A 20,456-nucleotide genomic window follows, 5' to 3' on the forward strand; every position below is an offset into this window, starting at 1 on the left:
TTTAGTTGTAAGTAATTGTTTCGTCATAGTTCAAAATGTTTTTTTGGTTAATATTCATTTTTAAGTTTATGTTGTAAAATTATAGGCAAGAACCTGTTTGCGAGTTTTAATTTTTCATCAAAAGCTTTTAATTTTTCATCTATTTACTAAAAACGTAAAAAATTCGTTATTTAAATAATTCGTCTAATCTCTGTATTTACTATATTACAAGAAGATAAAAGACCTTTTAGTATATGCATAAAGAGCACAACATATTAATCCTGCTTTTAAGTAATATTTTTTTTATATCCACTTTTGCCTATTCTCAAAACGGCACTTTAAAGTTTGAAGAGTTTGTTATTGAAGATGGTTTGGCTTCTGTTAATTGTATACTAAAAGATAGTGAGGGTTTTATGTGGTTTGGAGGCACACATGGCCTTTATAGATATGATGGTTATAAATTTAAAGTCTTTAAAGTAAATCCTAATAACATTTATGCAATTAGTAACAACAACATTATCTCTTTATATGAAGATAATGAAGGTTATATATGGGTTGGTACCAAACAAGGTGGTATTAATAAATACAACCCAAAAACCGAAACCTTTTTAAATTATAAAAACACTAAAAATTCTATTTACAAGGAGAATTATATTACTTGTATAACAGGGAATGATAATACTATATGGATTGGCTCTTATGGAGATGGTATGTATGTATTAAACAAAACCGACAATACCCATATTACATATTCCCATAATAAAACTGACAAAAATTCGATTAGTAACAATTATGTATTCTCAATAGCTATAGAGAATAATGATGTATGGATTAGCACCAGAGCTGGAACACTTGATAATTATAATACAAAAACAAAATTTTTCTCTCATTATACTTACAATAATATCAATTACCAAAGTACTAGAACTGGTCAGCGTATTTGTTTAGACGCTTTAAAAAATGTGTGGATAGGCACTGAAGATGATGGTTTGTATAAATTCGATATCAAAACAAAATTATTTAAACATTTTAAACAAGGAAATATAGAAAACACTTTAAGCTCTAACGGTATTACAGATATAAAATATTCTAACTCTGGAATAATATGGGTAACAACCTATAATGGACTTAATGCTATTGATATTAGCACTAATAAGGTTACTAGTTATCAAAAAGATAATTACAATCCATATAGCGTTACATACAATCTTTCTTATTCTTTATTTGTTGATGATAACAATACACTTTGGCTGGGCATGAATGATGGAACGGTTAACAAAACTACTAGTTCGCCTTTCGAAATTTATCAAACATCATTATCTAAAGAATTAAATAGTTTAAGTTTTAATGCTGTTACTTCACTGTATATGGGAACCAAATATTTGTGGGTTGGTACAGGTGCAGGCGGACTAAATAGATTCGATTTAAAAACAGGTGCATTTTATATTTACAAAAGGGATCTAAATAATGACAAATCCATTCCGTCAAATATTGTGATGAATGTATTTGAAGACAAGGCAAAAAATGTTTGGACAGGAAACTTTAAGAATAGTATTGTAGGTTACAAAAGAGAAAACTCTGATGATTTTTTAAAAGCCAAAATAGCCTCTCCTTTTGCTCAAAAATTTGAAGCCTTATCTATATTTGATATGCTTGAAGATGCTACTCAAAATATATGGGTTGCCACATACAATCATGGTTTATTTAAATACAATAAACAAACATTTGAATTTCAACATTTTACTAATTCTAACACAAATAATCAATTAAATTCAGATACCATTTTAAGTATTTTTGCTGATTCTTCAAATAATTTATGGATAGGCACTTTAGATAAAGGCATCAGTATTTACAATCAAGATACCAATACATTTTATTCTTTATCAGATATTGGAATAATGATTAATCCCAACTTAAAATTTCCAATAAAAGACATTTATGAAGATACTCATGGGTTAATATGGATTGCAACCGAAGGTGGAGGTCTTTTTTATATTAACAAAAAAGAAAAATCTATAAATCATTTAAATACAGAAAACGGTTTTCCAAGTAATGCTTTTTATGGTATTATACAAGACAATTATGGAACTTACTGGTTTAGTACCAATAAAGGTCTTATTTCATATAATCTAGATAACAACAAAATACACATCTATAATACTAATGATGGTTTACCAACCAATGATTTTGAATCTGGTGCTAATGCCAAAACCAAAGATGGAAAATTGTTTTTTGGAAGTAAAAAAGGCCTAGTTTCTTTTTACCCTGAACAACTTATAAACACTCCAAGACCTATAAATTTAAAATTAACCAATTTAAAGGTATTTAACAATGTTGTAAATGTATTAGATAAAATTGAAAAATATCAACCTTTAGATTCGTCTATTTCACATAAAAAAACCTTAAAACTACCCTATTTCCTTAATAATTTTGGTCTTGAATTTGCTGTTCCAGGTCATAGCGCACCGCATAATATTGAATACCAGTACCAATTAGAAGGCATTGATAATCGATGGATTACAACATCGTCTGAGCTTCCTTATGCAAACTATTCAAATATTCCGCACGGAAATTATACGTTTAAAGTAAAAGCCTTTGATGAAAACAATTTTGATTCTAATAATATTTCTGAAAAACATATTGCTATTATAATTACACCTGTCTGGTGGCAAACAAACTTGGCATACTTTGTATACCTTTTATTTATTAGTGGTTTCATTTATTTTATTTATAAGAGTGTAAGAGATCGTGTTCAATTAAAAAATGAACTTCTTATTGAAAAATACAAGCACGAAAAAGATGAAGAATTGCATAAATCTAAAATCAATCTTTTTACAACTATTTCTCACGAATTGAGAACATCTTTAACACTCATTTTATCTCCCTTGCAACAGTTATCCAATGTAAAAACAAATAATAAAGCAACAAACTTAATTATGACTATGAACAGAAACGGTCAACGTCTTTTAAGTTTAATAAATCAAATTCTAGATTTTAGAAAAATAGAATCGTCAACTACACAATTAAACATTAAAGAAATTAATCTTAAAGCCTTCTTTAAAGAACTATGCATTCCTTTTTATCAATATGCAGAAGAAAAAGACATTAAATTTCAATTATCGGTATCTAATAATTGTGAAAAGGGATGGCTTGATGCAAATAAACTAGAAATTATCCTTTACAATATTTTATCTAATGCCTTTAAACACACCAAAGATAAAATTGATATCAATATTGATTTAGATGAAAAGGACGAACGCCTTATTATAAAAATAAAAGATAATGGCAAAGGAATAAACGAAGAGGAAGTCACAAAAATATTTGAAAATTTTTACCAAATAAATGACGATTCTGATTCTACATCCGGTACTGGTATAGGATTAGCCATAACTAGAAACCTTATAGATGTGCATCGTGGAAGTATTACAGTTAAAAGTGAACCTAATGTATATACCATATTTAATGTCATTATTCCTATAGTAAAATCGTATTATAACGATAAAGACATTAGTAGTCTTGACTCTGAAACCGTATTAATTGATAATACTAGTGAAGAGGAGCTTCTCCTTAGTACAGATACTGAAGGTGACTCTTTAAAAACTAAGCCTATACTCCTTATTATTGAAGATCATTTTGAAATAAGAAACCTCATTAAAAACAATTTCTCTAATCATTTTAAAGTTATTACTAGCACTAATGGTTTAGAAGGTAAAGAGAAAGCTTTTGACGCTATACCAGACATTATAATATCAGATATTATGATGCCAAAACTTAATGGGTTAGAATTATGCAAAACACTTAAATCTGACAGTAGAACATCTCACATCCCAATCATTCTTTTAACCGCCAGAGGTTCACACACATTTAAAGTTGAAGGCTTTGAATATGGAGCTGATGACTATGTAACCAAACCATTTAATATTGACGTTCTAAATGTTCGAGTTAAAAACTTAATAAAATCTAGACAAATTTTAAGAGATAAATTCAAAAAAGAGACTCTATTAAACCCCAAAGAAATTGCAATTAACAATGTTGATGAAGTTTTTATCGAAAAAATAATTAGTATTATAGAAGAAAACATCTCAAACTCAAAATTTTCAGTATCTGACTTCGCTTCAAGCATAGGTATGAGTCACTCAGTATTGTATAGAAAAACCTTAGCTATAACTGGCCAAACCATTACCGAGTTTATCAAATCTATAAGGCTAACCAAAGCAGAACAGCTTCTACTTAAAAGCAATTATCATATTAATGAAATTAGTGATATGACTGGTTTTTCTAATCCTAGTTATTTTAGTACCTGTTTTAAGAAAAAACATGGTTTTCCTCCAAGTGAGTTTTCTAAAGAGAATCAGGGTTAATTTAACCTTTTCTCATATCAATACATGCCACCATTGTAAAGTACCTTGAACCTCTAAATGAGTAAGCTCTTTAGCAACTTGTAATCCATAAGTTTCAGTTATTACATTAGCATACTCAAAATCGGCTTTAGGCACCAAGGGCTTTAAGGTTACCTCTGTATAGTCTGATTGTAGCTCAAACATTTTGCTTACAGTAATTTTTTTGATGTTTTTATTTAAAAACTTCTGAATATGAAATGTCTTAAACTCTGCTGGGTGACCTTCCCAAAGCTTTTTTCCTTGTGCATTGTATAAAATTCCGTAGGGCAAAGTTTGTATATTATTTTTTTTAAATGTTTCTCCTTTATAGTCAATAGCTACAGCTAAATTTATTTTATGCTTTTTCATAAAACGTTTAACTATGTCTGGGTTTTCTTGCGACAACGAAAGTATATAAAAGTTATTGGGATGTTGAGCTTGTAATATCTCTAAATATTTTGACACATGTATACACGGTGTGCACCAAGTAGCCCAAAAATCAATAAAATAAAGCGCATTTTCATCTTGGGTAGCGAGATATGAATCTTGAATTTTTTCAGAAACTTTTATCTGTCCTAAAAAAATTATGGGGTATAAAACACATAACAAACAAACTAAAGGCTTTATCTTTTTCACATGCTTAAATTTAAAATATCTTTTTTTAATTATGTTTTAAAATTTGTTACTGTTAGCTAAAACAAACTATTATAGTTCATTGATGGTAATTGTATAACAATTATTATGCTAAAATAGTATTTAAATAAAAATATTTTGAGTTTAATTAATTAAAGCCCATAAACACCACCTTCTTTAGCAAAATTAAATCCAAGATTTTTAATGATCTCTTTTAATCTATGTTTATTTTTTAATGTAGGATTGGTATGATTAAAATGGATAGGTGAATTTTATTTTTTGTTTCTTTTGATTCATTTTTAAATAATGTTGTTGTCTCGGTAGTAAAAGGGTAAGGTATTTTACTCATATCCCTATCTAGTTTGGCGTCTCTAAAAAAAGATGTATCTAAAAAAGCATAATCAACTTTTTTAACCTCATCAACAATATTTTTATGCCAAACATGCCATTTATCAATATCAGGGATAAATAACGCAGATTTATTTTGTCCTTCAATTTTATAGCCAACGGTTTCAGAATATTCATCAAGATGTGGCACTAAAAAAGGGGTGGTTTTTAAATTTGAATGCAATACAATTGTAGAGTCGTTTTCAAGGAGTATTTAAATTAATATTATTTTAAACTTACCAATTTGGCTCCATGGTCCATTATCTTCTAAATACGCTTTCATTTTTGGCATTGGCATAAACAGGAATGTTATTTCCGCCTAAAGCTTCTCTCCCAAAATACATAAGCCCAGTGTAATGCCCAATGTGTGCATGTATTAAAAAAACACCATCAATCACTTTTATATTATCTAAATGGTTGCTTAATCTTTTTATTTGCTCAGTAATATCTGGAGTAGCATCAAATAGCCATTTTGTGTTTTGTCTTAAATCAATTAAACCCAAAGATGAAATTATTTTTTTGGCTCTTTGCCGTTGTAAAAAGCCTCACAACAAATTTTATTACAATTAATTTGAGAAAACTTTGTGTCTTGGACTATGCCTAAAACTGTAATATATTGTTTTGTTTTTTTGGCTAGGTTTTCTATACTATTCTTTTTGTTTTTTTTACAATTGAAGATAGTGACACAACATATTAGGCATAGTATTTGAAATAACTTCATTATTAAAAATATATCTTTGTTAAATATATAAAACATAAAATTATGATTCGTAAGTTTTTAGCAATCTTCTTAATATTCAACCTTACTGCTTGTGCAGAATTACAAGAAATAGCAAAACAATTACCTCAAAGTGGAGGCTTAGGCAATGCTGAAATAGCTTCTGGACTCAGACAAGCTTTGGATTTTGGAATAGACAAACAAGTAACTAAGCTAACACAAAAAGACGGATTTTTTAAAAACAAACTGGTAAAGATTTTATTACCAGAAGAATTACAAAAAGTAGATAAAACATTACGTGATATTGGTTTAGGAAATTTAGCCGATGAAGGTTTAAAAGTACTAAACAGAGCTGCTGAAGATGCCGTTAAAGAAGCCACACCAATTTTTGTAAATGCTGTTAAAGACATTACGTTTGCAGATGCTAAAAACATATTGCTAGGTTCTGATAATGCAGCAACGCAATATTTAACTAGCAAAACAGAAATGGCTTTATACGATAAATTTAATCCAGTAATTAAAAACTCGTTTAGTAAAGTTGGAGCAGACCAAATATGGGAGAATTTAATTAACAGATACAACAGTATTCCATTTACCAATAATGTGAATCCTGATTTAACCGATTATGTTACTGGTGAAGCACTAAAAGGTGTATATACCATGATTGCGGTTGAAGAAAAAGAAATACGTAATAAAGTCTCATCTAGAACAACCGATTTATTGAAGCGTGTGTTTGCATTGCAGGATTAAAACACATTTTAAAAATCCTTCCCGTTGGGAAGAACTTAATTTTCTTTCTTATACAACCCATCAAAAGCCACAGTAATATCTTTATCATTGGTAATGGTTTCCCAATACTGTCGTACGGTTCCATCATCATTTTTTGTCCAAGTTACACGATGATAAAACGGTTCACCCTTTTGATTTTTGGCAATATCGGTTTTTAAAATCATTTGGTTGCCTACTCTATTTCCCTTTAAATGTAAGCTTCCTCCTTGGTTATCAATCCATATTTGTTCCCATTGCTTAGTTTTAGCATTATAAAAATTGTTGCTTGTTCCTGTGAAATTCCCTTTAGCACTAATCCAATTTTCACGAAGGATGCAGTTATTCTGAATTTTATCAATTTGGTTTGTTCCAGCAGCAGTCCCGTCAGGATTAGTAACATTCCAGTTGCCAATCCAAAAATCGAATTCTGCATGTTTTTCGGTACAACACCCACAATTGTTAGTTTGCGAAAAGCCAGAAACCAATACAAACAAGATCATTAAAGAGCTTACTAAAGTTTTCATGTAAAACAAGTTTAGTTAGTGTTTTAAAGTTATTAAATAGGCATGCAATAAGGCTTCATATTAACAAAACATTATCACTATTCATCTTTATTTATTTGAAAATCAAAAAAATTAATGACCAGCCTTTTCTTCGTTTTAAATAAAAAAATGCATATTTATTAACGTTACTTTCACACTTAAAAATGAACAGAATTGATATTATAAAGAGCAATCAAACAAAGCTTAATGAACGTTATAAAGAACTTATTGAGCAAGCCTATAATTTTCGTCAAACTGATTCTGCTTTGAGTGATATTTCTGAATATAAAGCTATAAAACTTCTAAATAAACTTAACAGACTTAAGTATTTATCAAGAGAACTAACGCAAACTCCTGCTTAGTTTTGCAATTTTTTAACGTTTACACAACATCTAAAAAACTGATTTACACGTACTTTATATATAAAAAAGAACGTTATGAGTCAACATTTTTGTAAAGTTGGAAAAATTAAACCCAACCTAAGTAAATTTATGAGTCTAAAGGAATTAGAAATTAAAATTGCAAATTTTGTAGAGGATACTACAAAGCTTGAAACGCCTCAAGATTTAAGCGCAAGTTTTTAAAATAAGTAAACACTTTTGTAAGCCTAGACCCGTACCACGAAAACATTTCTCCATCTACTAATTCTATAGTTGCATTGGGGTAAAATGTTTGCAGTTCTTTTTTATGCAAATTTTTAAAAGGAAAAGGTTCGCTTGATAATAAAACTACATCTACATCTTTGTAAATTGTTGAGTTATTCAACTCTATTTCTGGATAACGCGTTTTAGTTTCGTAAACATTTTCAAAGTTATTTAAGCCCAAAACATAATTAATAAAAGTACTATTTGCGGCAACCATCCATGGGTTTTTCCAAATAAAATAAACTACTTTTAATATTGGTTTTTTTTGAATGAATGTTTTAAAATCGTCCGCTTCTTTTTGAATTTTGTTTACAATTTTTAAAGCTTCTTCTTTTTTATCGAAAAGTGATCCGTATTGACTTATAAGCTGCAAGCTATCTTCAATATTAAATATATCTGATACATGTGTGCTACATATTTTCTGGCAAGCCTCAACAATTTCTTTTGTGTTTTCTTCTTTATTACAAAGAATTATATCTGGGTTTAAACTTTGTATTTTATCAATGTTAATATGCTTTGTACCACCAACTATTGTTTTCGATTTTTTTAGATGAATAGGATGCACACAAAATTTAGTTACACCAACAATACTAGTTTCTAAACCTAAATCTACCAACAATTCGGTTTGACTTGGCACTAGAGATACGATTCGTTTTGGTGTATTTTTTAGATAAAGTTTACGATTAAGCTGGTCTTGAATTTGTTTCGTCATAGCGAAGAAAATTTATAATTTTCTGTGGCTATCTCACAATCGTTTGTAAAGATTCCCACATTTCGGCTGCGCTCAATGCAAGCTTTTATCACTCTTAAAAATGACGGTTCAATTCCACAGCCATTTGCTTTTGAAGTTCTTCCGCTTTTAAAGCTGCGGCTTGTGCAAAATCTTTTTCTTTAGATGCATAAATAATACCTCGAGAAGAATTAATAAGTAGTCCTACTTGGGAATTCATTCCGTATTTACAAACATCTTGTAAATTCCCGCCTTGTGCTCCAACTCCAGGAACCAGTAAAAAACTATCTGGTATAATTTGTCTAATATCTGCTAAAAACTTTGCTTTGGTAGCACCAACTACATACATTAAATTTTTAGAGTTTTTGTATGTTTTTGATGTTTCTAAAACTTGCTTGTACAATTCTTTTCCATCAACAGCTTTGGTTTGAAAATCATATGCACCTTGATTAGATGTTAACGCTAAAAGAATTGTATGCTTATCTTCAAACGCTAAAAACGGTTCTATAGAATCTTTCCCCATATATGGAGCTACAGTAACACTATCAAAAGCTAAATCCTCAAAAAAAGCTTTGGCATACATGGTACTTGTATTGCCAATATCACCACGTTTTGCATCAGCTATGGTAAAGATTTCAGGATACTTTTTGTTTAAATAATTAATCGTTTTTTCTAGAGATTTCCACCCTTTTAAACCATATGCTTCATAAAACGCTGTATTGGGTTTATAAGCTACGCATAAATGATGTGTGGCATCAATAATAGCTCTATTGAATGCAAATATGGGGTCTTCTTCCTCTAAAAGATATTGTGGTATTTTATTTAAATCGACATCTAATCCTATACATAGAAAGGATTTCTTTTTTTTAATTTCTTGAACTAGTTGTGTTGTATTCACTTAATATAATTTGTCATATTACATCATCATTAGCCTTTAACTTCTCAGTGTTTTCAGCTAACATCAATTCGTCTATTATTTTTTGAATATCGCCATTTATAATATTCTGCAAATCATAAAGCGTTAAACCAATTCTATGATCGGTAACACGCCCTTGTGGATAGTTATAGGTTCTGATTTTAGCACTTCTATCGCCAGAACTTACCATACTACCACGCTTAGCAGCATCTTCTTCTTGTTTTTTAGCCAATTCTAAATCGTATAACCTTGAGCGTAATACTTTAAAAGCTTTTTCTTTGTTTTTGTGTTGTGATTTCTGGTCTTGACACTGCGCCACCAATCCTGTTGGTTCGTGTGTTAATCGCACCGCAGAATAGGTTGTGTTTACCGACTGCCCACCAGGACCCGACGAACAGAAAAAATCTATTCTTACATCTTTAGGATTGATTTCTACATCAAATTCTTCAGCCTCTGGAAACACCATACAGGTAGCTGCACTTGTATGCACACGTCCTTGAGTTTCAGTTTGTGGTACACGCTGTACTCGATGTACTCCTGCCTCAAATTTTAATGTGCCATAAACATCCTCACCAGAAACCTCAAATTGAATCTCTTTAAAACCACCGTTTGTACCTTCGCTAAAATCTACTGTACTTACTTTCCAGCCTTTACTCTCGCAATATTTGGTGTACATTCTAAACAAATCACCAGCAAAAATACTTGCCTCATCTCCACCTGTTCCAGCACGCAATTCTACTACTGCGTTTTTAGAATCTTCAGGGTCTTTAGGTATTAAAAGCAATCTTATTTCTTCTTCTAATTTAGGAATGCCTTCTTTAGCTTCGTCATACTGCATTTTAGCCATTTCAATCATTTCATCATCACTTCCATCAGCGATGATAGCTTCTGCTTCTGTTAAATTATTTGTAAGTTCTATGTATTGCTCGCGCTTATCCATAAGAATTCGTAAGTCTTTATATTCTCTATTAAGCTCTACATAACGCTTTTGATTGGTAATTATATCGGGTTGGATAATTAAATCGCTAACCTCATCAAAACGTTGTTTTACTATTTGTAATTTCTCTAGCATCTGCCTTTTTTATTGGTAGCCAAAAATACGATAATTTATGAATTTTTAGTACTATTAGCACATTGTTATAGGGTAATTGTTAGAATAATTTTTAAATATGTACGTTATTATACTAGGCTATGCAACAATTATTTTCCATATTATCATTTTACAAACGTTTTGTAATAATGTCTTTAGTATTAAACCCTATACTGCTTCTTTGGTGCAAGGGTGATATTTTATTAGTTTTGAGCTTAAAGCTGATTCTTGTATGTTTTTTATGGTACATTATAAACGAAACAACCGCAAAACGACTACTCGTTTTCTATAAAAACTTAGGGGTTTCTACTTTAAAATTATTCTCTTTTTTATACCTTATCGATTTACTTTTAAGTATTCCTTTTCTTTTAATTTTTAAAGAGTTTTTATGATTTTAGAAATAGACAATGTTGAACTTTATTTTAAAGTCAAACGAATTCTTAATGGTGTTTATTTAAAAACTGAAACTGGAAAAATAACTGGAATCTTAGGAAGTAACGGATGTGGAAAAAGTTGCTTGTTAAAAATAATTTTTGGGAGTTTAAAACCAAAATACAAATTTGTAAGAATAGATAGTAAACCTATTTTAAAACCGCTTTATCAAACAAAACTGGTAGCCTATTTACCTCAGCATCATTTTGTGCCAAATAGTATGAGAATTAAAACGGCTTTTAAGCTTTTTAAGGTGTCTTGGAATAACTTTATAGCTGATTTTGAATCGTTTTCGATTTTCAAAAACGTTAGTTTTAATAAACTATCGGGTGGAGAGCGCCGTTTAATAGAAACTTATATTATTCTAAAAAGTGATAAAAAAATCATTTTGTTAGATGAACCTTTTTCTCATTTAGCACCTTTACATATTGAAAAAGTAAAAGCTTTAATTTCAAAAGAAAAACAACATAAAATTATTATAATAACCGATCATATGTATCGCCATATTATTGATACATCAGATAACATTTACCTTATTAAAGGCGGACACACCAAACTTATTAATGATTTAACAGAACTTGAAGATTATAAATATTTAAGTTCAGGAACAATAAACTAAAAATCTACAGCAAAACCAACACCTAAAAACTGTTTCCATTGTATTTTTGCTCCAGCTTCTTCAAACTCACCTTCAACATCTGTTGGCTGTGTAGTTTTTACATCATCATCATACTTTAAATGAGAGCCAAAAGTAGCTCTTATAAAACTATTTACTTTAAAGTCGAAATCTACGCGCCAATCCATATCAACATTACCAAAATTATTAATATAATCGGTATATAAATTTACTTGATGCACCATGGTTACATTTTCCGCTACTTGCATTTTGTAGCTGTTTGTTAACAAAATACCTACCTCTTCTCTTATGCGTTCACCATCTACAATTACATCACCATTGACATCTAAAACAGCTGGTGTAACACCAAAAGACCCTGCATTTGCTAAATCTTCATCTAAAACAAATGTTGCTTTTAATGTTATTGGCGAGAAATAAAAAGATAACTCTTCAATGTCTTTACCATACTCCATTCCTCCACCAAAAAACAAATAACCCGGAGCCATTAACCTAGAAATTGGATTATCGGTGTTTGGATATTTATAACCGTTTGTTAGCTGTGTTCTAAAATTAAGCTTTGCCGAATAAAACCAATTAGATTTTTCATCTGGCTTATAACCAATATTAGAGTTGATTTCGAACAAATCATCAGTTTTTCTTATCTCTCTACCTTGTTGTTTGTTTATTCCGTAGCGCGTTAAAACATTATTAGTCCAGAAAAAATACTTGTCTTTGTAATTAGCTTCAGACCTAAATCCAACCAAACCAGAAATCGAGTTACTACCACCAGCATTCCAATTAACAAAAGCAACTTCGCTTAAATCGAAAGTAGCCCTATTTTTTCTTGTCCATTCTGGTCTCAATTCTTTGAGTTCGTCTTTAGGTTGAATAGGTTTAATAAATAAAGAATCTGGTTGAGCAAAAGCAAATTGAATGCAAAAGCAAAATAAAGCTATAAGCGTTTTTTTCATAATTAGTGTTGGATATAATTTAAATTACGATTCATATCAAAAATCATTCCAGTTTAACAAAAAATAAGGGATTCTAATAATTAAACTCTCCAAATTCAGATTTTATTGTAAGCTTCTTGGTTTTAGAAGCCTCAACTCTACCAATTATTTTAGCATCAACATGAAAAGATTTTGATATTGCAATAATATCATCTGCAATTTCTGGGCTTACATAAAGCTCCATTCTGTGCCCACAATTAAACACTTGATACATTTCTTTCCAATCTGTTTTACTTTGCTCTTGAATTAATTTGAATAATGGAGGAATAGGAAACATATTATCTTTTATAATATGAAATTCATCAACAAAATGAAGAATTTTAGTCTGTGCACCACCAGAACAATGCACCATACCATGTATGGTCTCAGCATTATATTTTGATAAAATACTTTTAATTATTGGCGCATAAGTACGCGTTGGAGATAATACTAGCTTACCTGCATCAATTGGCGCATTATAAACTTTATCAGTTAATTTAACACCACCAGAATACACTAAATCCTCTGGAACTGAAGCATCAAAACTCTCAGGGTATTTTTCAGCTAAATATTTACTAAACACATCGTGTCTTGCCGATGTTAAACCATTACTTCCCATGCCGCCATTATATCCTTTCTCGTAAGTAGCTTGCCCAAAACTTTCTAAACCAACAATAACATCTCCAGATTTGATATTTGCGTTATCTATAACATCACTTCGTTTCATGCGTGCAGTAACGGTAGAATCTACAATAATGGTGCGCACCAAATCGCCAACATCGGCAGTTTCTCCACCCGTAGAATGAATGGTTACTCCAAACGATTTTAAATCTTCAAGTAACTCTTCAGTACCATTAATAATTGCTGAAATAACTTCTCCTGGAATTAAGTTTTTGTTTCTTCCAATGGTTGAAGACAGCATAATATTATCGGTCGCGCCAACACACAACAAATCGTCTATATTCATTATAAGTGCATCTTGTGCAATGCCTTTCCAAACTGAAATATCTCCAGTTTCTTTCCAATACATATAAGCTAACGATGATTTAGTTCCTGCGCCATCGGCATGCATTATCAAGCAATAATCTTCATCATTTGTTAAATAATCTGGAACAATTTTACAGAATGCCTTTGGGAACAACCCTTTATCTATATTTTTTATAGCATTGTGCACATCTTCTTTTGATGCCGAAACACCGCGTTGTGCATATCGTTTAGAAACTTCTTGACTCATAATAAATTATTGTGATGCAAAAGTAAAGTAATATTTTAAAATTGACGCTCTTTCATTAAAAATGAAACAAGTATTTATTAACGGTTTTTCAAACAAACTATGAATTGAAATAAAACCATTTACAGAGAATATATTTTCTTGACTTTATCAGAAAAATTGCCGACCTTCGTTTAACGGCGGATATAAACCATATTAGCAGACAGTTTATATCCTAAAATCATTGTAGGTAATTAAACGATAACAGTAAACAAAAAATAGAATGCCACTATACATGGATATCCACACAGTTGATTCTGACGAATTTTCGGCAGAAGATGTTGTTAAAGCTCATATGGAAGACCTTGCTATTCAAGATCAATTTGGTGTTAAACAATTGAAGTATTGGGTGAATGAACAGGCGAAAACAATCTTCTGTTTAATGGAGGGTCCGGACAAGGATGCCTGTAATCAGGTACATCTACAATCTCATGGAAATACCGCGTGTAATATTATTGAAGTAGCAGACAACGAATATAATTTGTTCATGGGGCAAGGTACAGATGTTGATGATCTCGCCAAAACTGATTCTGGCGAACTGGATCCTGGTTATCGAACTATTCTTTTGACAAACATTGTCAGTTTTACAAAGAAAGAACAAGATCACCTAAAGCGAATAATGGAAGTCATCAAAGAGCACAACGGTATTATTGTTCGTGAACCAGATCACCAAACTATGGCAACTTTCATGTATGCCAACGATGCAATCTCATGTGCTACATCAATTAAAAACTTGCTCGATAAAGCTTCGGATAATCTTGAATTCAACTTAGCGGTTGTTAGTGGTAAACCAGTTGATGAAGAAGGTGAGACATTCTTTGAAGAAACAAAGTTGAGAGTAAATGGGCTTTGCGCTCTTGGACTCAACAGTCAATTATACCTTGATAAAGAAACTATCGTCTTATCTGATAAAGAAATGTCAGATCAAAAAGAAAAACAAAACAACTTCACCATTCTTGACAGTGATGATCTTCTTTTTTCGATGAATTTGTCCAAGATTGTGAGCGACAACTTCACTCGTTCTGATTTCACCACAGAAGATTTATTCAACGCCTTAGGCCTTAGCAAATCGCAAGCTAGCAGGAAAATTAAATCCTTAACGAACATGGCGCCGAATCAATTAATCCAAGAATCAAGATTACTGAGAGCTGTTAGCACCATGATTAAAGCCAATAAGACCATAGCCGAAATTGGTTATGAATCTGGCTTCAACAGTCCAACATATTTCACCCGTGTGTTCAAGAAAAGATTTGGTGTTTCTCCAACAGACTTCTCCAAACAACTAGCATAGTACCTAAAAAATAGAATTTGAATCAATTGTTTCATCTTTTGAATCAATCGTGAAATAGTTCTGCCCTTACGTGTTGCAACTTTGCATCATAGAGTTTCATTAACAACTAAAAGAAACAACATGATGAAGAAAACAAAAATAGCAGCAGCACAATTGACGCCAGTATTCCTTAACAAAGAGAAAACGGTAGAAAAAGCATGTGAAGCAATTATAGAAGCAGGAAATAATGGAGCTAAGGTAATTGTATTTCCAGAAGCATTTATATCAGGCTATCCTGATTGGGTTTGGCTTATCCCAAATAGCAAAGGTGCAGAGTTGAATGCTCTTTACATCGATCTCGTTGAGAACGCAGTTACAATTCCAGACAACTCAACAAACAAATTATGTGAAGCAGCTAAACAATCTGGTGTGAGTGTCGTAATGGGCATGCATGAACGCAACTCAGAAACGAGCGGAACTAGTTTATACAATAGTATCCTATTCATTAATGATCAGGGAGAAATAACAGGTAAACACCGCAAATTAATGCCAACAGGAGGTGAACGCTTAATTTGGGCTCATGGTGATGGAACTACATTTAAATCTTACGACACAGTAGCAGGTAAAATCGCAGGTCTAATCTGCTGGGAAAACTTCATGCCTCTCGCTCGAAACGCAGTTTATGAAACAGGTGCACAAATATTGGCAGCACCTACATGGGACAAAAGTCCAAACTGGTTGCAGTCGATGCAACACAATGCTAGAGAAGGCGGCTTATTTGTAGTAAGTACATGTATGGCATTGCGTAAAAATGACATCCCTGATGAATACGATTTCAAGAATTTATATCCAGAAGGAAGAGAATGGATAAACACTGGCAATAGCTGTATCATCGATCCAAAAGGGCAAATAATTGCCGGCCCATTAGAAGCTGAGGAAGGAATTATTTATGCCGATATTGATCTCAACACGATTACAGAGGCTAAACGCATGTTCGACGTTGTAGGGCATTATGCAAGACCTGATGTATTCAATTTCTCAGTTAACAATAACCAATAAATCAACCATAAAATGACAAATTCAAACACTCGAGCGAACGCACTAGCTGAGCGACTACTTTTAGGAGCCAACACACTTGCCACATTCGCTGAAGGATTATCCGATGCACAATGGAACCAACCCGTTTTGGGTGATGGGAGAACCATTGGAGTTGTAGTTCACCACGTTGCAAATGTTTATCCACTGGAAATAGAACTAGCACAGGTTTTAGCCTCTGGAAATCCAATTACAGAAGCAACAATGGAGGTAGTAAATCAAATGAATGCTGATCACGCGAAGGAATTCGCAGGAGTAAACAAACAAGAAGCTATTGCATTATTGCGACAAAACAGTAAGATCGCTGCAGAATCGATTCGGGCATTCACGGATGCAGAATTAGATCAGTCAGCTAAGGTATCATTGAACGCAAATGCACCATTGACAGCTCAGTTCTTTATTGAAGATCACGCGCTTCGGCATAGCTTTCACCATTTCGAAAAAATTAAAAACACAATTAAAAAATAATTTCAATTATGAAAAAAGTATTTGACCCACAGCATTATAAAACAACAACTAGAGAACAATGGCAAACAGCCGCAGAAGCATGGCATCGATGGCATCCAACACTAAAAAGCTGGCTAGGACCTGCAACAGATCTTATGCTTGATATGGCAGAGGTCAAAGAAGGATACCGTGTATTGGATATCGCAGCAGGTGCAGGAGAACAATCAATCACTGCAGCTGAAAAAGTTGGTCCAAACGGATATGTACTGGCGACCGACCTTGCCCCAAAGATTCTGGATTACGCGTTAGAGCTTGCAAATGAAAAAGGAATCAACAATATTGAAATTCAAGAAATAGATGGTGAAAACTTGACGCTTCCTGATAATTCTTTCAACACTGTAATTTCCAGAGTAGGGTTGATTTTCTTTCCTGACCAGCAAAAAGCGCTGAAAGAGATAAAGCGCGTGTTAAAACCTGGTGGATTCGTAGCGGCTATTGTTTATTCCACTGTAGATAAAAATCAATTCTTTTCAACTCCAGTTTCCGTAATTAGAAGACGTGCACAATTACCTCCACCATTAGCTGGACAACCAGGTCCTTTTAGTTTAAGCGCGGAAGGAGTGTTGGACGATGCTTTCAAGCAAGCTGGTTTTACCAATGTTCAGTCAAAAATCGTTAGTGCTCCAGTTAAAATGGAAAAAGCAGAAGATTGCGTGAGATTTGAGTATGAGTCTTTTGCTGCGTTACACCAAATGCTTGGTGGATTGTCAGACCGTGAAAAAACTGCAGCGTGGGAAGAAATACGTGTTGAATTATCGAAATTTGAAGATGAAAATGGATTCTCAGGTCCGTGTGAACTAGTAGTTGGGGTTGGGCAAAAACCGTTAGAATAAAACTACCTAAATATTAGCTATACTTCATGCCGTAAATTTCCTATATTCGAGAAACGGCACAGAAGTATAGCCTTGACCGCTAAACGAACCTTCCCAAAAACAAAACAGCGTTACGTTTTAAAAACTCACACTAGCAAAAAAGTGCGTTAGGGATTGTAGTGGAAAGCCCACAGCGAGGTACGAGCGCGGACTTGTAACGTAAAGCCCGACCTTTAGGTAACGCCCAAATAAAAAATCACCTAGTAAATAACAACTCGCGGTACTTTGTTAGCGGCCAAACCTCATCGTCTACCAATAATTCTAATTTATCGCAATGGTAACGAATATCTTCAAACAACGGTTTTACATTAAAGCAATAGGCATGTGCTTTTTTATCGGCATCATTAATGGCGTTTGCTTTTTTTCGTTCATTAATCATTTTTGTAACATTGGCATTAATACCTTCTATATGACTTGATATGTCTTCGATTAAATTGATTTGTTCTTTAGATACTTCTTTAAATTTTTTATCGAAAATTTCTTTTAAGCCTTTTACATTTTCAATTAATGTATTTTGATATTTTACCGCTGTAGGTACAATATGATTACGAGCTATATCACCTAAAACACGACCTTCTATTTGGATGTGCATAATGTAAGCCTCTACCTCAATTTCGTAACGTGCTTCGGTTTCAATTTTACTCATAACTTGCATCTCTTCAAATAAAGAAATACTGTCTTTTGATATTTTTGCCTTTAGAGCTTCTGGCGTGGTTTTATTATTACTTAAACCTCTTTTTTCGGCTTCTTTTTCCCAAGCTTCTCCATAGCCATTTCCTTCAAATAAAATACGTTTAGAAGACTTTATATACTCACGCAAAACATTAAAAACAGCTTCATCTTTCTTTAACCCTTTTTCATCTATAAGCTTATCAACTTCAACTTTAAAATCTTTTAATTGTTTTGCGACAATGGTGTTTAAAACCGTCATAGGGTCGCCACAATTAGCTTTAGATCCTACTGCTCTAAACTCAAATTTATTTCCTGTAAATGCAAATGGCGATGTACGGTTTCTATCTGTATTATCTAATAAAACATCGGGGATTTTACCAACAACATTTAATTTTAGTTCTGTTTTTTCTTCTGGAGATAATTTACCTTTAGTAACACCTTCTAACTCTTCTAAAACTTTGGTTAATTGCTCACCAATAAATACAGAAATTATTGCTGGTGGCGCTTCGTTAGCTCCCAATCTGTGGTCGTTACTAGCTGATGCAATGGTTGCTCTTAAAAGTGCTTCGTGTGTATTTACCGCTTTTATAGTATTAATAAAAAATGTTAAAAACTGTAAATTACTCATTGGTGTTTTTCCTGGAGCCAGCAAATTAACACCTGTATCTGTTGTTAGCGACCAATTATTATGCTTACCAGAACCATTTATTCCTGCAAAGGGTTTTTCATGAAATAACACCTTAAAATTATGGCGAGACGCTACTTTACCCATAATATCCATAAGTAAGGAATTATGATCGACTGCTAAGTTAGCTTCTTCAAAAATTGGCGCCAACTCAAATTGGTTTGGTGCCACCTCATTATGTCTGGTTTTTACAGGAATGCCTAAAAGCATACATTCGGTTTCTAACTCGCGCATAAAACTTAAAGCTCTAGTAGGGATTGAGCCAAAATAATGATCGTCTAGCTGTTGTCCTTTTGCAGCCGAATGCCCTAATAATGTTCGGCCGGTTAGCGTAATATCTGGACGACTTGCTGCCAGTGTTTTATCGATTAAAAAATATTCCTGCTCCCAACCTAAAGACGAGGTTACCTTTTTTACATTTTTATCAAAATATTTACAAATTGCCGTTGCAGCATCGTCAACAGCGTGTAATGCTCTTAATAATGGTGTTTTATAATCTAAAGCTTCACCCGTATACGCTACAAAAATAGTTGGAATACAGAGAGTGGTTCCGTAAATAAATGCGGGCGATGTAGGGTCCCAAGCTGTATATCCACGAGCTTCAAACGTATTTCGAATACCTCCACTAGGAAAACTTGAGGCATCAGGCTCTTGCTGTACTAATTGGCTGCCTCCAAATTTTTCTATAGACATACCATTACCAATAGTTTCAAAAAAAGCATCGTGTTTTTCGGCAGTTGTACCTGTTAATGGCTGAAACCAATGTGTATAATGTGTTACACCTTTAGATAATGCCCAATCTTTCATTGAAGAAGATACTTGATCGGCAATAGTTCTGTCAATTTTTTTACCATATTGTACGGCATTCATTACACCAATAAAAGCGTCTTTAGTTAAATACTGGCGCATGGTATTTTCATTAAACACATTTTTACCAAATAAATCTGAACGACGTTCTTTTTCCTCTACAATTATAGGCTTAGACGAAAGCGACTTTTTTACAGCATGAAATCTTAAAGTTGACATTTATAAAATTTTTAAAAGGTTGTAATAAAACACAGGGCAAAAATAATCACCCAAAACAACAAAAGCATAAAACAAAAAACTTTCTTATTAACAATTTTTTATTTTTATTATAAAATTATAGCTTTTTTATAAAATAAACCCACAAAAAATAGGGGTTAAATAAAAATATGCACATTGTTAACTAAAACACCCCTACAAAATACCATGCATACTTATAATATTTTATATTTGCTTCT

18 protein-coding genes are annotated in these 20,456 nt (G+C 32.3%); 8 read left to right on the forward strand and 10 right to left on the reverse strand.

All coding sequences use genetic code 11. From position 1 onward, the window contains the following. Positions 1 to 233 precede the first annotated feature (233 nt). Positions 234 to 4,340, forward strand: a complete 4,107-nt coding sequence (locus L3X37_RS08770) for a hybrid sensor histidine kinase/response regulator transcription factor (RefSeq protein ID WP_237239801.1) — start codon at positions 234 to 236, stop codon at positions 4,338 to 4,340. A gap of 12 nt (positions 4,341 to 4,352) precedes the next feature. On the opposite strand, the gene L3X37_RS08775 is transcribed toward L3X37_RS08770, so the two are convergent. The 3 genes from L3X37_RS08775 to L3X37_RS15265 form a co-directional block, all read right to left on the reverse strand. Beyond that, the gene (locus tag L3X37_RS08775; protein ID WP_237239802.1) at positions 4,353 to 4,994 is read right to left on the reverse strand and encodes a TlpA family protein disulfide reductase; all 642 of its coding nucleotides are present in this window, start codon (positions 4,992 to 4,994) and stop codon (positions 4,353 to 4,355) included. 229 nt (positions 4,995 to 5,223) lie between these two features. Further along, complete coding sequence (locus L3X37_RS15260; protein ID WP_262910799.1) at positions 5,224 to 5,562, reverse strand: MBL fold metallo-hydrolase; 339 nt, start codon at positions 5,560 to 5,562, stop codon at positions 5,224 to 5,226. Between the two features lie 76 nt (positions 5,563 to 5,638). Then, positions 5,639 to 5,881, reverse strand: a complete 243-nt coding sequence (locus L3X37_RS15265) for an MBL fold metallo-hydrolase (protein WP_262910800.1) — start codon at positions 5,879 to 5,881, stop codon at positions 5,639 to 5,641. A gap of 260 nt (positions 5,882 to 6,141) precedes the next feature. Between L3X37_RS15265 and L3X37_RS08785 the strand changes: the two genes are divergently transcribed. After that, positions 6,142 to 6,846: a DUF4197 domain-containing protein gene (locus tag L3X37_RS08785; RefSeq protein ID WP_237239803.1), complete on the forward strand. Its 705-nt coding sequence runs from the start codon at positions 6,142 to 6,144 to the stop codon at positions 6,844 to 6,846. 35 nt (positions 6,847 to 6,881) lie between these two features. Here the strand turns inward: L3X37_RS08785 and L3X37_RS08790 are convergent, their stop codons facing one another. Further along, entirely contained in the window at positions 6,882 to 7,388 is a 507-nt protein-coding gene (locus L3X37_RS08790; protein WP_237239804.1) for a hypothetical protein, read from the reverse strand. Between the two features lie 182 nt (positions 7,389 to 7,570). Between L3X37_RS08790 and L3X37_RS08795 the strand changes: the two genes are divergently transcribed. Continuing rightward, the gene (locus tag L3X37_RS08795; protein WP_237239805.1) at positions 7,571 to 7,768 is read left to right on the forward strand and encodes a Lacal_2735 family protein; all 198 of its coding nucleotides are present in this window, start codon (positions 7,571 to 7,573) and stop codon (positions 7,766 to 7,768) included. A gap of 178 nt (positions 7,769 to 7,946) precedes the next feature. On the opposite strand, the gene L3X37_RS08800 is transcribed toward L3X37_RS08795, so the two are convergent. From L3X37_RS08800 to prfA, 3 genes are all read right to left on the reverse strand, one after another. Continuing rightward, positions 7,947 to 8,762 (reverse strand): ABC transporter substrate-binding protein, encoded by an 816-nt coding sequence (locus tag L3X37_RS08800; protein ID WP_237239806.1) that lies wholly within the window; start codon positions 8,760 to 8,762, stop codon positions 7,947 to 7,949. Positions 8,763 to 8,856: 94 nt separating this feature from the next. After that, positions 8,857 to 9,678 (reverse strand): orotidine-5'-phosphate decarboxylase, encoded by an 822-nt coding sequence (gene pyrF, locus L3X37_RS08805; RefSeq protein ID WP_237239807.1) that lies wholly within the window; start codon positions 9,676 to 9,678, stop codon positions 8,857 to 8,859. Between the two features lie 13 nt (positions 9,679 to 9,691). Continuing rightward, positions 9,692 to 10,768 (reverse strand): peptide chain release factor 1, encoded by a 1,077-nt coding sequence (gene prfA / locus L3X37_RS08810; RefSeq protein WP_237239808.1) that lies wholly within the window; start codon positions 10,766 to 10,768, stop codon positions 9,692 to 9,694. A gap of 406 nt (positions 10,769 to 11,174) precedes the next feature. On the opposite strand from prfA, the gene L3X37_RS08815 reads away from it, so the two are divergent. After that, on the forward strand, positions 11,175 to 11,837 hold the full coding sequence (locus L3X37_RS08815) for an ATP-binding cassette domain-containing protein (RefSeq protein WP_237239809.1): 663 nt from the start codon (positions 11,175 to 11,177) through the stop codon (positions 11,835 to 11,837). Here L3X37_RS08815 and L3X37_RS08820 read toward each other — a convergent pair. Together L3X37_RS08820 and L3X37_RS08825 are read right to left on the reverse strand one after the other, a co-directional pair. After that, positions 11,834 to 12,805: a DUF3078 domain-containing protein gene (locus L3X37_RS08820; RefSeq protein WP_237239810.1), complete on the reverse strand. Its 972-nt coding sequence runs from the start codon at positions 12,803 to 12,805 to the stop codon at positions 11,834 to 11,836. The genes L3X37_RS08815 and L3X37_RS08820 overlap by 4 nt on opposite strands. A gap of 73 nt (positions 12,806 to 12,878) precedes the next feature. After that, complete coding sequence (locus L3X37_RS08825) at positions 12,879 to 14,057, reverse strand: AIR synthase related protein (RefSeq protein ID WP_237239811.1); 1,179 nt, start codon at positions 14,055 to 14,057, stop codon at positions 12,879 to 12,881. 271 nt (positions 14,058 to 14,328) lie between these two features. Here L3X37_RS08825 and L3X37_RS08830 point away from each other — a divergent pair, with 271 nt between their 5' ends. From L3X37_RS08830 to L3X37_RS08845, 4 genes are all read left to right on the forward strand, one after another. Then, entirely contained in the window at positions 14,329 to 15,384 is a 1,056-nt protein-coding gene (locus L3X37_RS08830) for a nickel-binding protein (RefSeq protein WP_237239812.1), read from the forward strand. A gap of 81 nt (positions 15,385 to 15,465) precedes the next feature. Then, positions 15,466 to 16,422, forward strand: coding sequence for a carbon-nitrogen hydrolase family protein (locus tag L3X37_RS08835; protein WP_237239813.1), 957 nt, complete (start codon positions 15,466 to 15,468; stop codon positions 16,420 to 16,422). A 12-nt stretch (positions 16,423 to 16,434) separates the two neighbouring features. Beyond that, positions 16,435 to 16,926 (forward strand): DinB family protein, encoded by a 492-nt coding sequence (locus L3X37_RS08840; protein ID WP_237239814.1) that lies wholly within the window; start codon positions 16,435 to 16,437, stop codon positions 16,924 to 16,926. Positions 16,927 to 16,934: 8 nt separating this feature from the next. Beyond that, on the forward strand, positions 16,935 to 17,798 hold the full coding sequence (locus L3X37_RS08845; protein WP_237239815.1) for a class I SAM-dependent methyltransferase: 864 nt from the start codon (positions 16,935 to 16,937) through the stop codon (positions 17,796 to 17,798). Positions 17,799 to 18,033: 235 nt separating this feature from the next. On the opposite strand, the gene L3X37_RS08850 is transcribed toward L3X37_RS08845, so the two are convergent. After that, entirely contained in the window at positions 18,034 to 20,220 is a 2,187-nt protein-coding gene (locus L3X37_RS08850) for a glutamine synthetase III family protein (protein ID WP_237239816.1), read from the reverse strand. Between the last annotated feature and the right edge of the window lie 236 nt (positions 20,221 to 20,456).

The sequence above is a fragment of the Wocania arenilitoris genome (genome assembly GCF_021728535.1).
Lineage (GTDB): Bacteria > Bacteroidota > Bacteroidia > Flavobacteriales > Flavobacteriaceae > Wocania_A > Wocania_A arenilitoris.

Coding starts and splice junctions, on each gene's coding strand:
- L3X37_RS08850 (WP_237239816.1), bottom strand. CDS start 20,220: ATGTCAACTTTAAGATTTCATGCTGTAAAAAAGTCGCTTTCGTCTAAG.
- L3X37_RS08800 (WP_237239806.1), bottom strand. CDS start 8,762: ATGACGAAACAAATTCAAGACCAGCTTAATCGTAAACTTTATCTAAAA.
- L3X37_RS08825 (WP_237239811.1), bottom strand. CDS start 14,057: ATGAGTCAAGAAGTTTCTAAACGATATGCACAACGCGGTGTTTCGGCA.
- L3X37_RS08815 (WP_237239809.1), top strand. CDS start 11,175: ATGATTTTAGAAATAGACAATGTTGAACTTTATTTTAAAGTCAAACGA.
- L3X37_RS08820 (WP_237239810.1), bottom strand. CDS start 12,805: ATGAAAAAAACGCTTATAGCTTTATTTTGCTTTTGCATTCAATTTGCT.
- L3X37_RS08830 (WP_237239812.1), top strand. CDS start 14,329: ATGGATATCCACACAGTTGATTCTGACGAATTTTCGGCAGAAGATGTT.
- L3X37_RS08790 (WP_237239804.1), bottom strand. CDS start 7,388: ATGAAAACTTTAGTAAGCTCTTTAATGATCTTGTTTGTATTGGTTTCT.
- L3X37_RS08795 (WP_237239805.1), top strand. CDS start 7,571: ATGAACAGAATTGATATTATAAAGAGCAATCAAACAAAGCTTAATGAA.
- L3X37_RS08840 (WP_237239814.1), top strand. CDS start 16,435: ATGACAAATTCAAACACTCGAGCGAACGCACTAGCTGAGCGACTACTT.
- L3X37_RS08785 (WP_237239803.1), top strand. CDS start 6,142: ATGATTCGTAAGTTTTTAGCAATCTTCTTAATATTCAACCTTACTGCT.
- prfA (WP_237239808.1), bottom strand. CDS start 10,768: ATGCTAGAGAAATTACAAATAGTAAAACAACGTTTTGATGAGGTTAGC.
- L3X37_RS08845 (WP_237239815.1), top strand. CDS start 16,935: ATGAAAAAAGTATTTGACCCACAGCATTATAAAACAACAACTAGAGAA.
- L3X37_RS08770 (WP_237239801.1), top strand. CDS start 234: ATGCATAAAGAGCACAACATATTAATCCTGCTTTTAAGTAATATTTTT.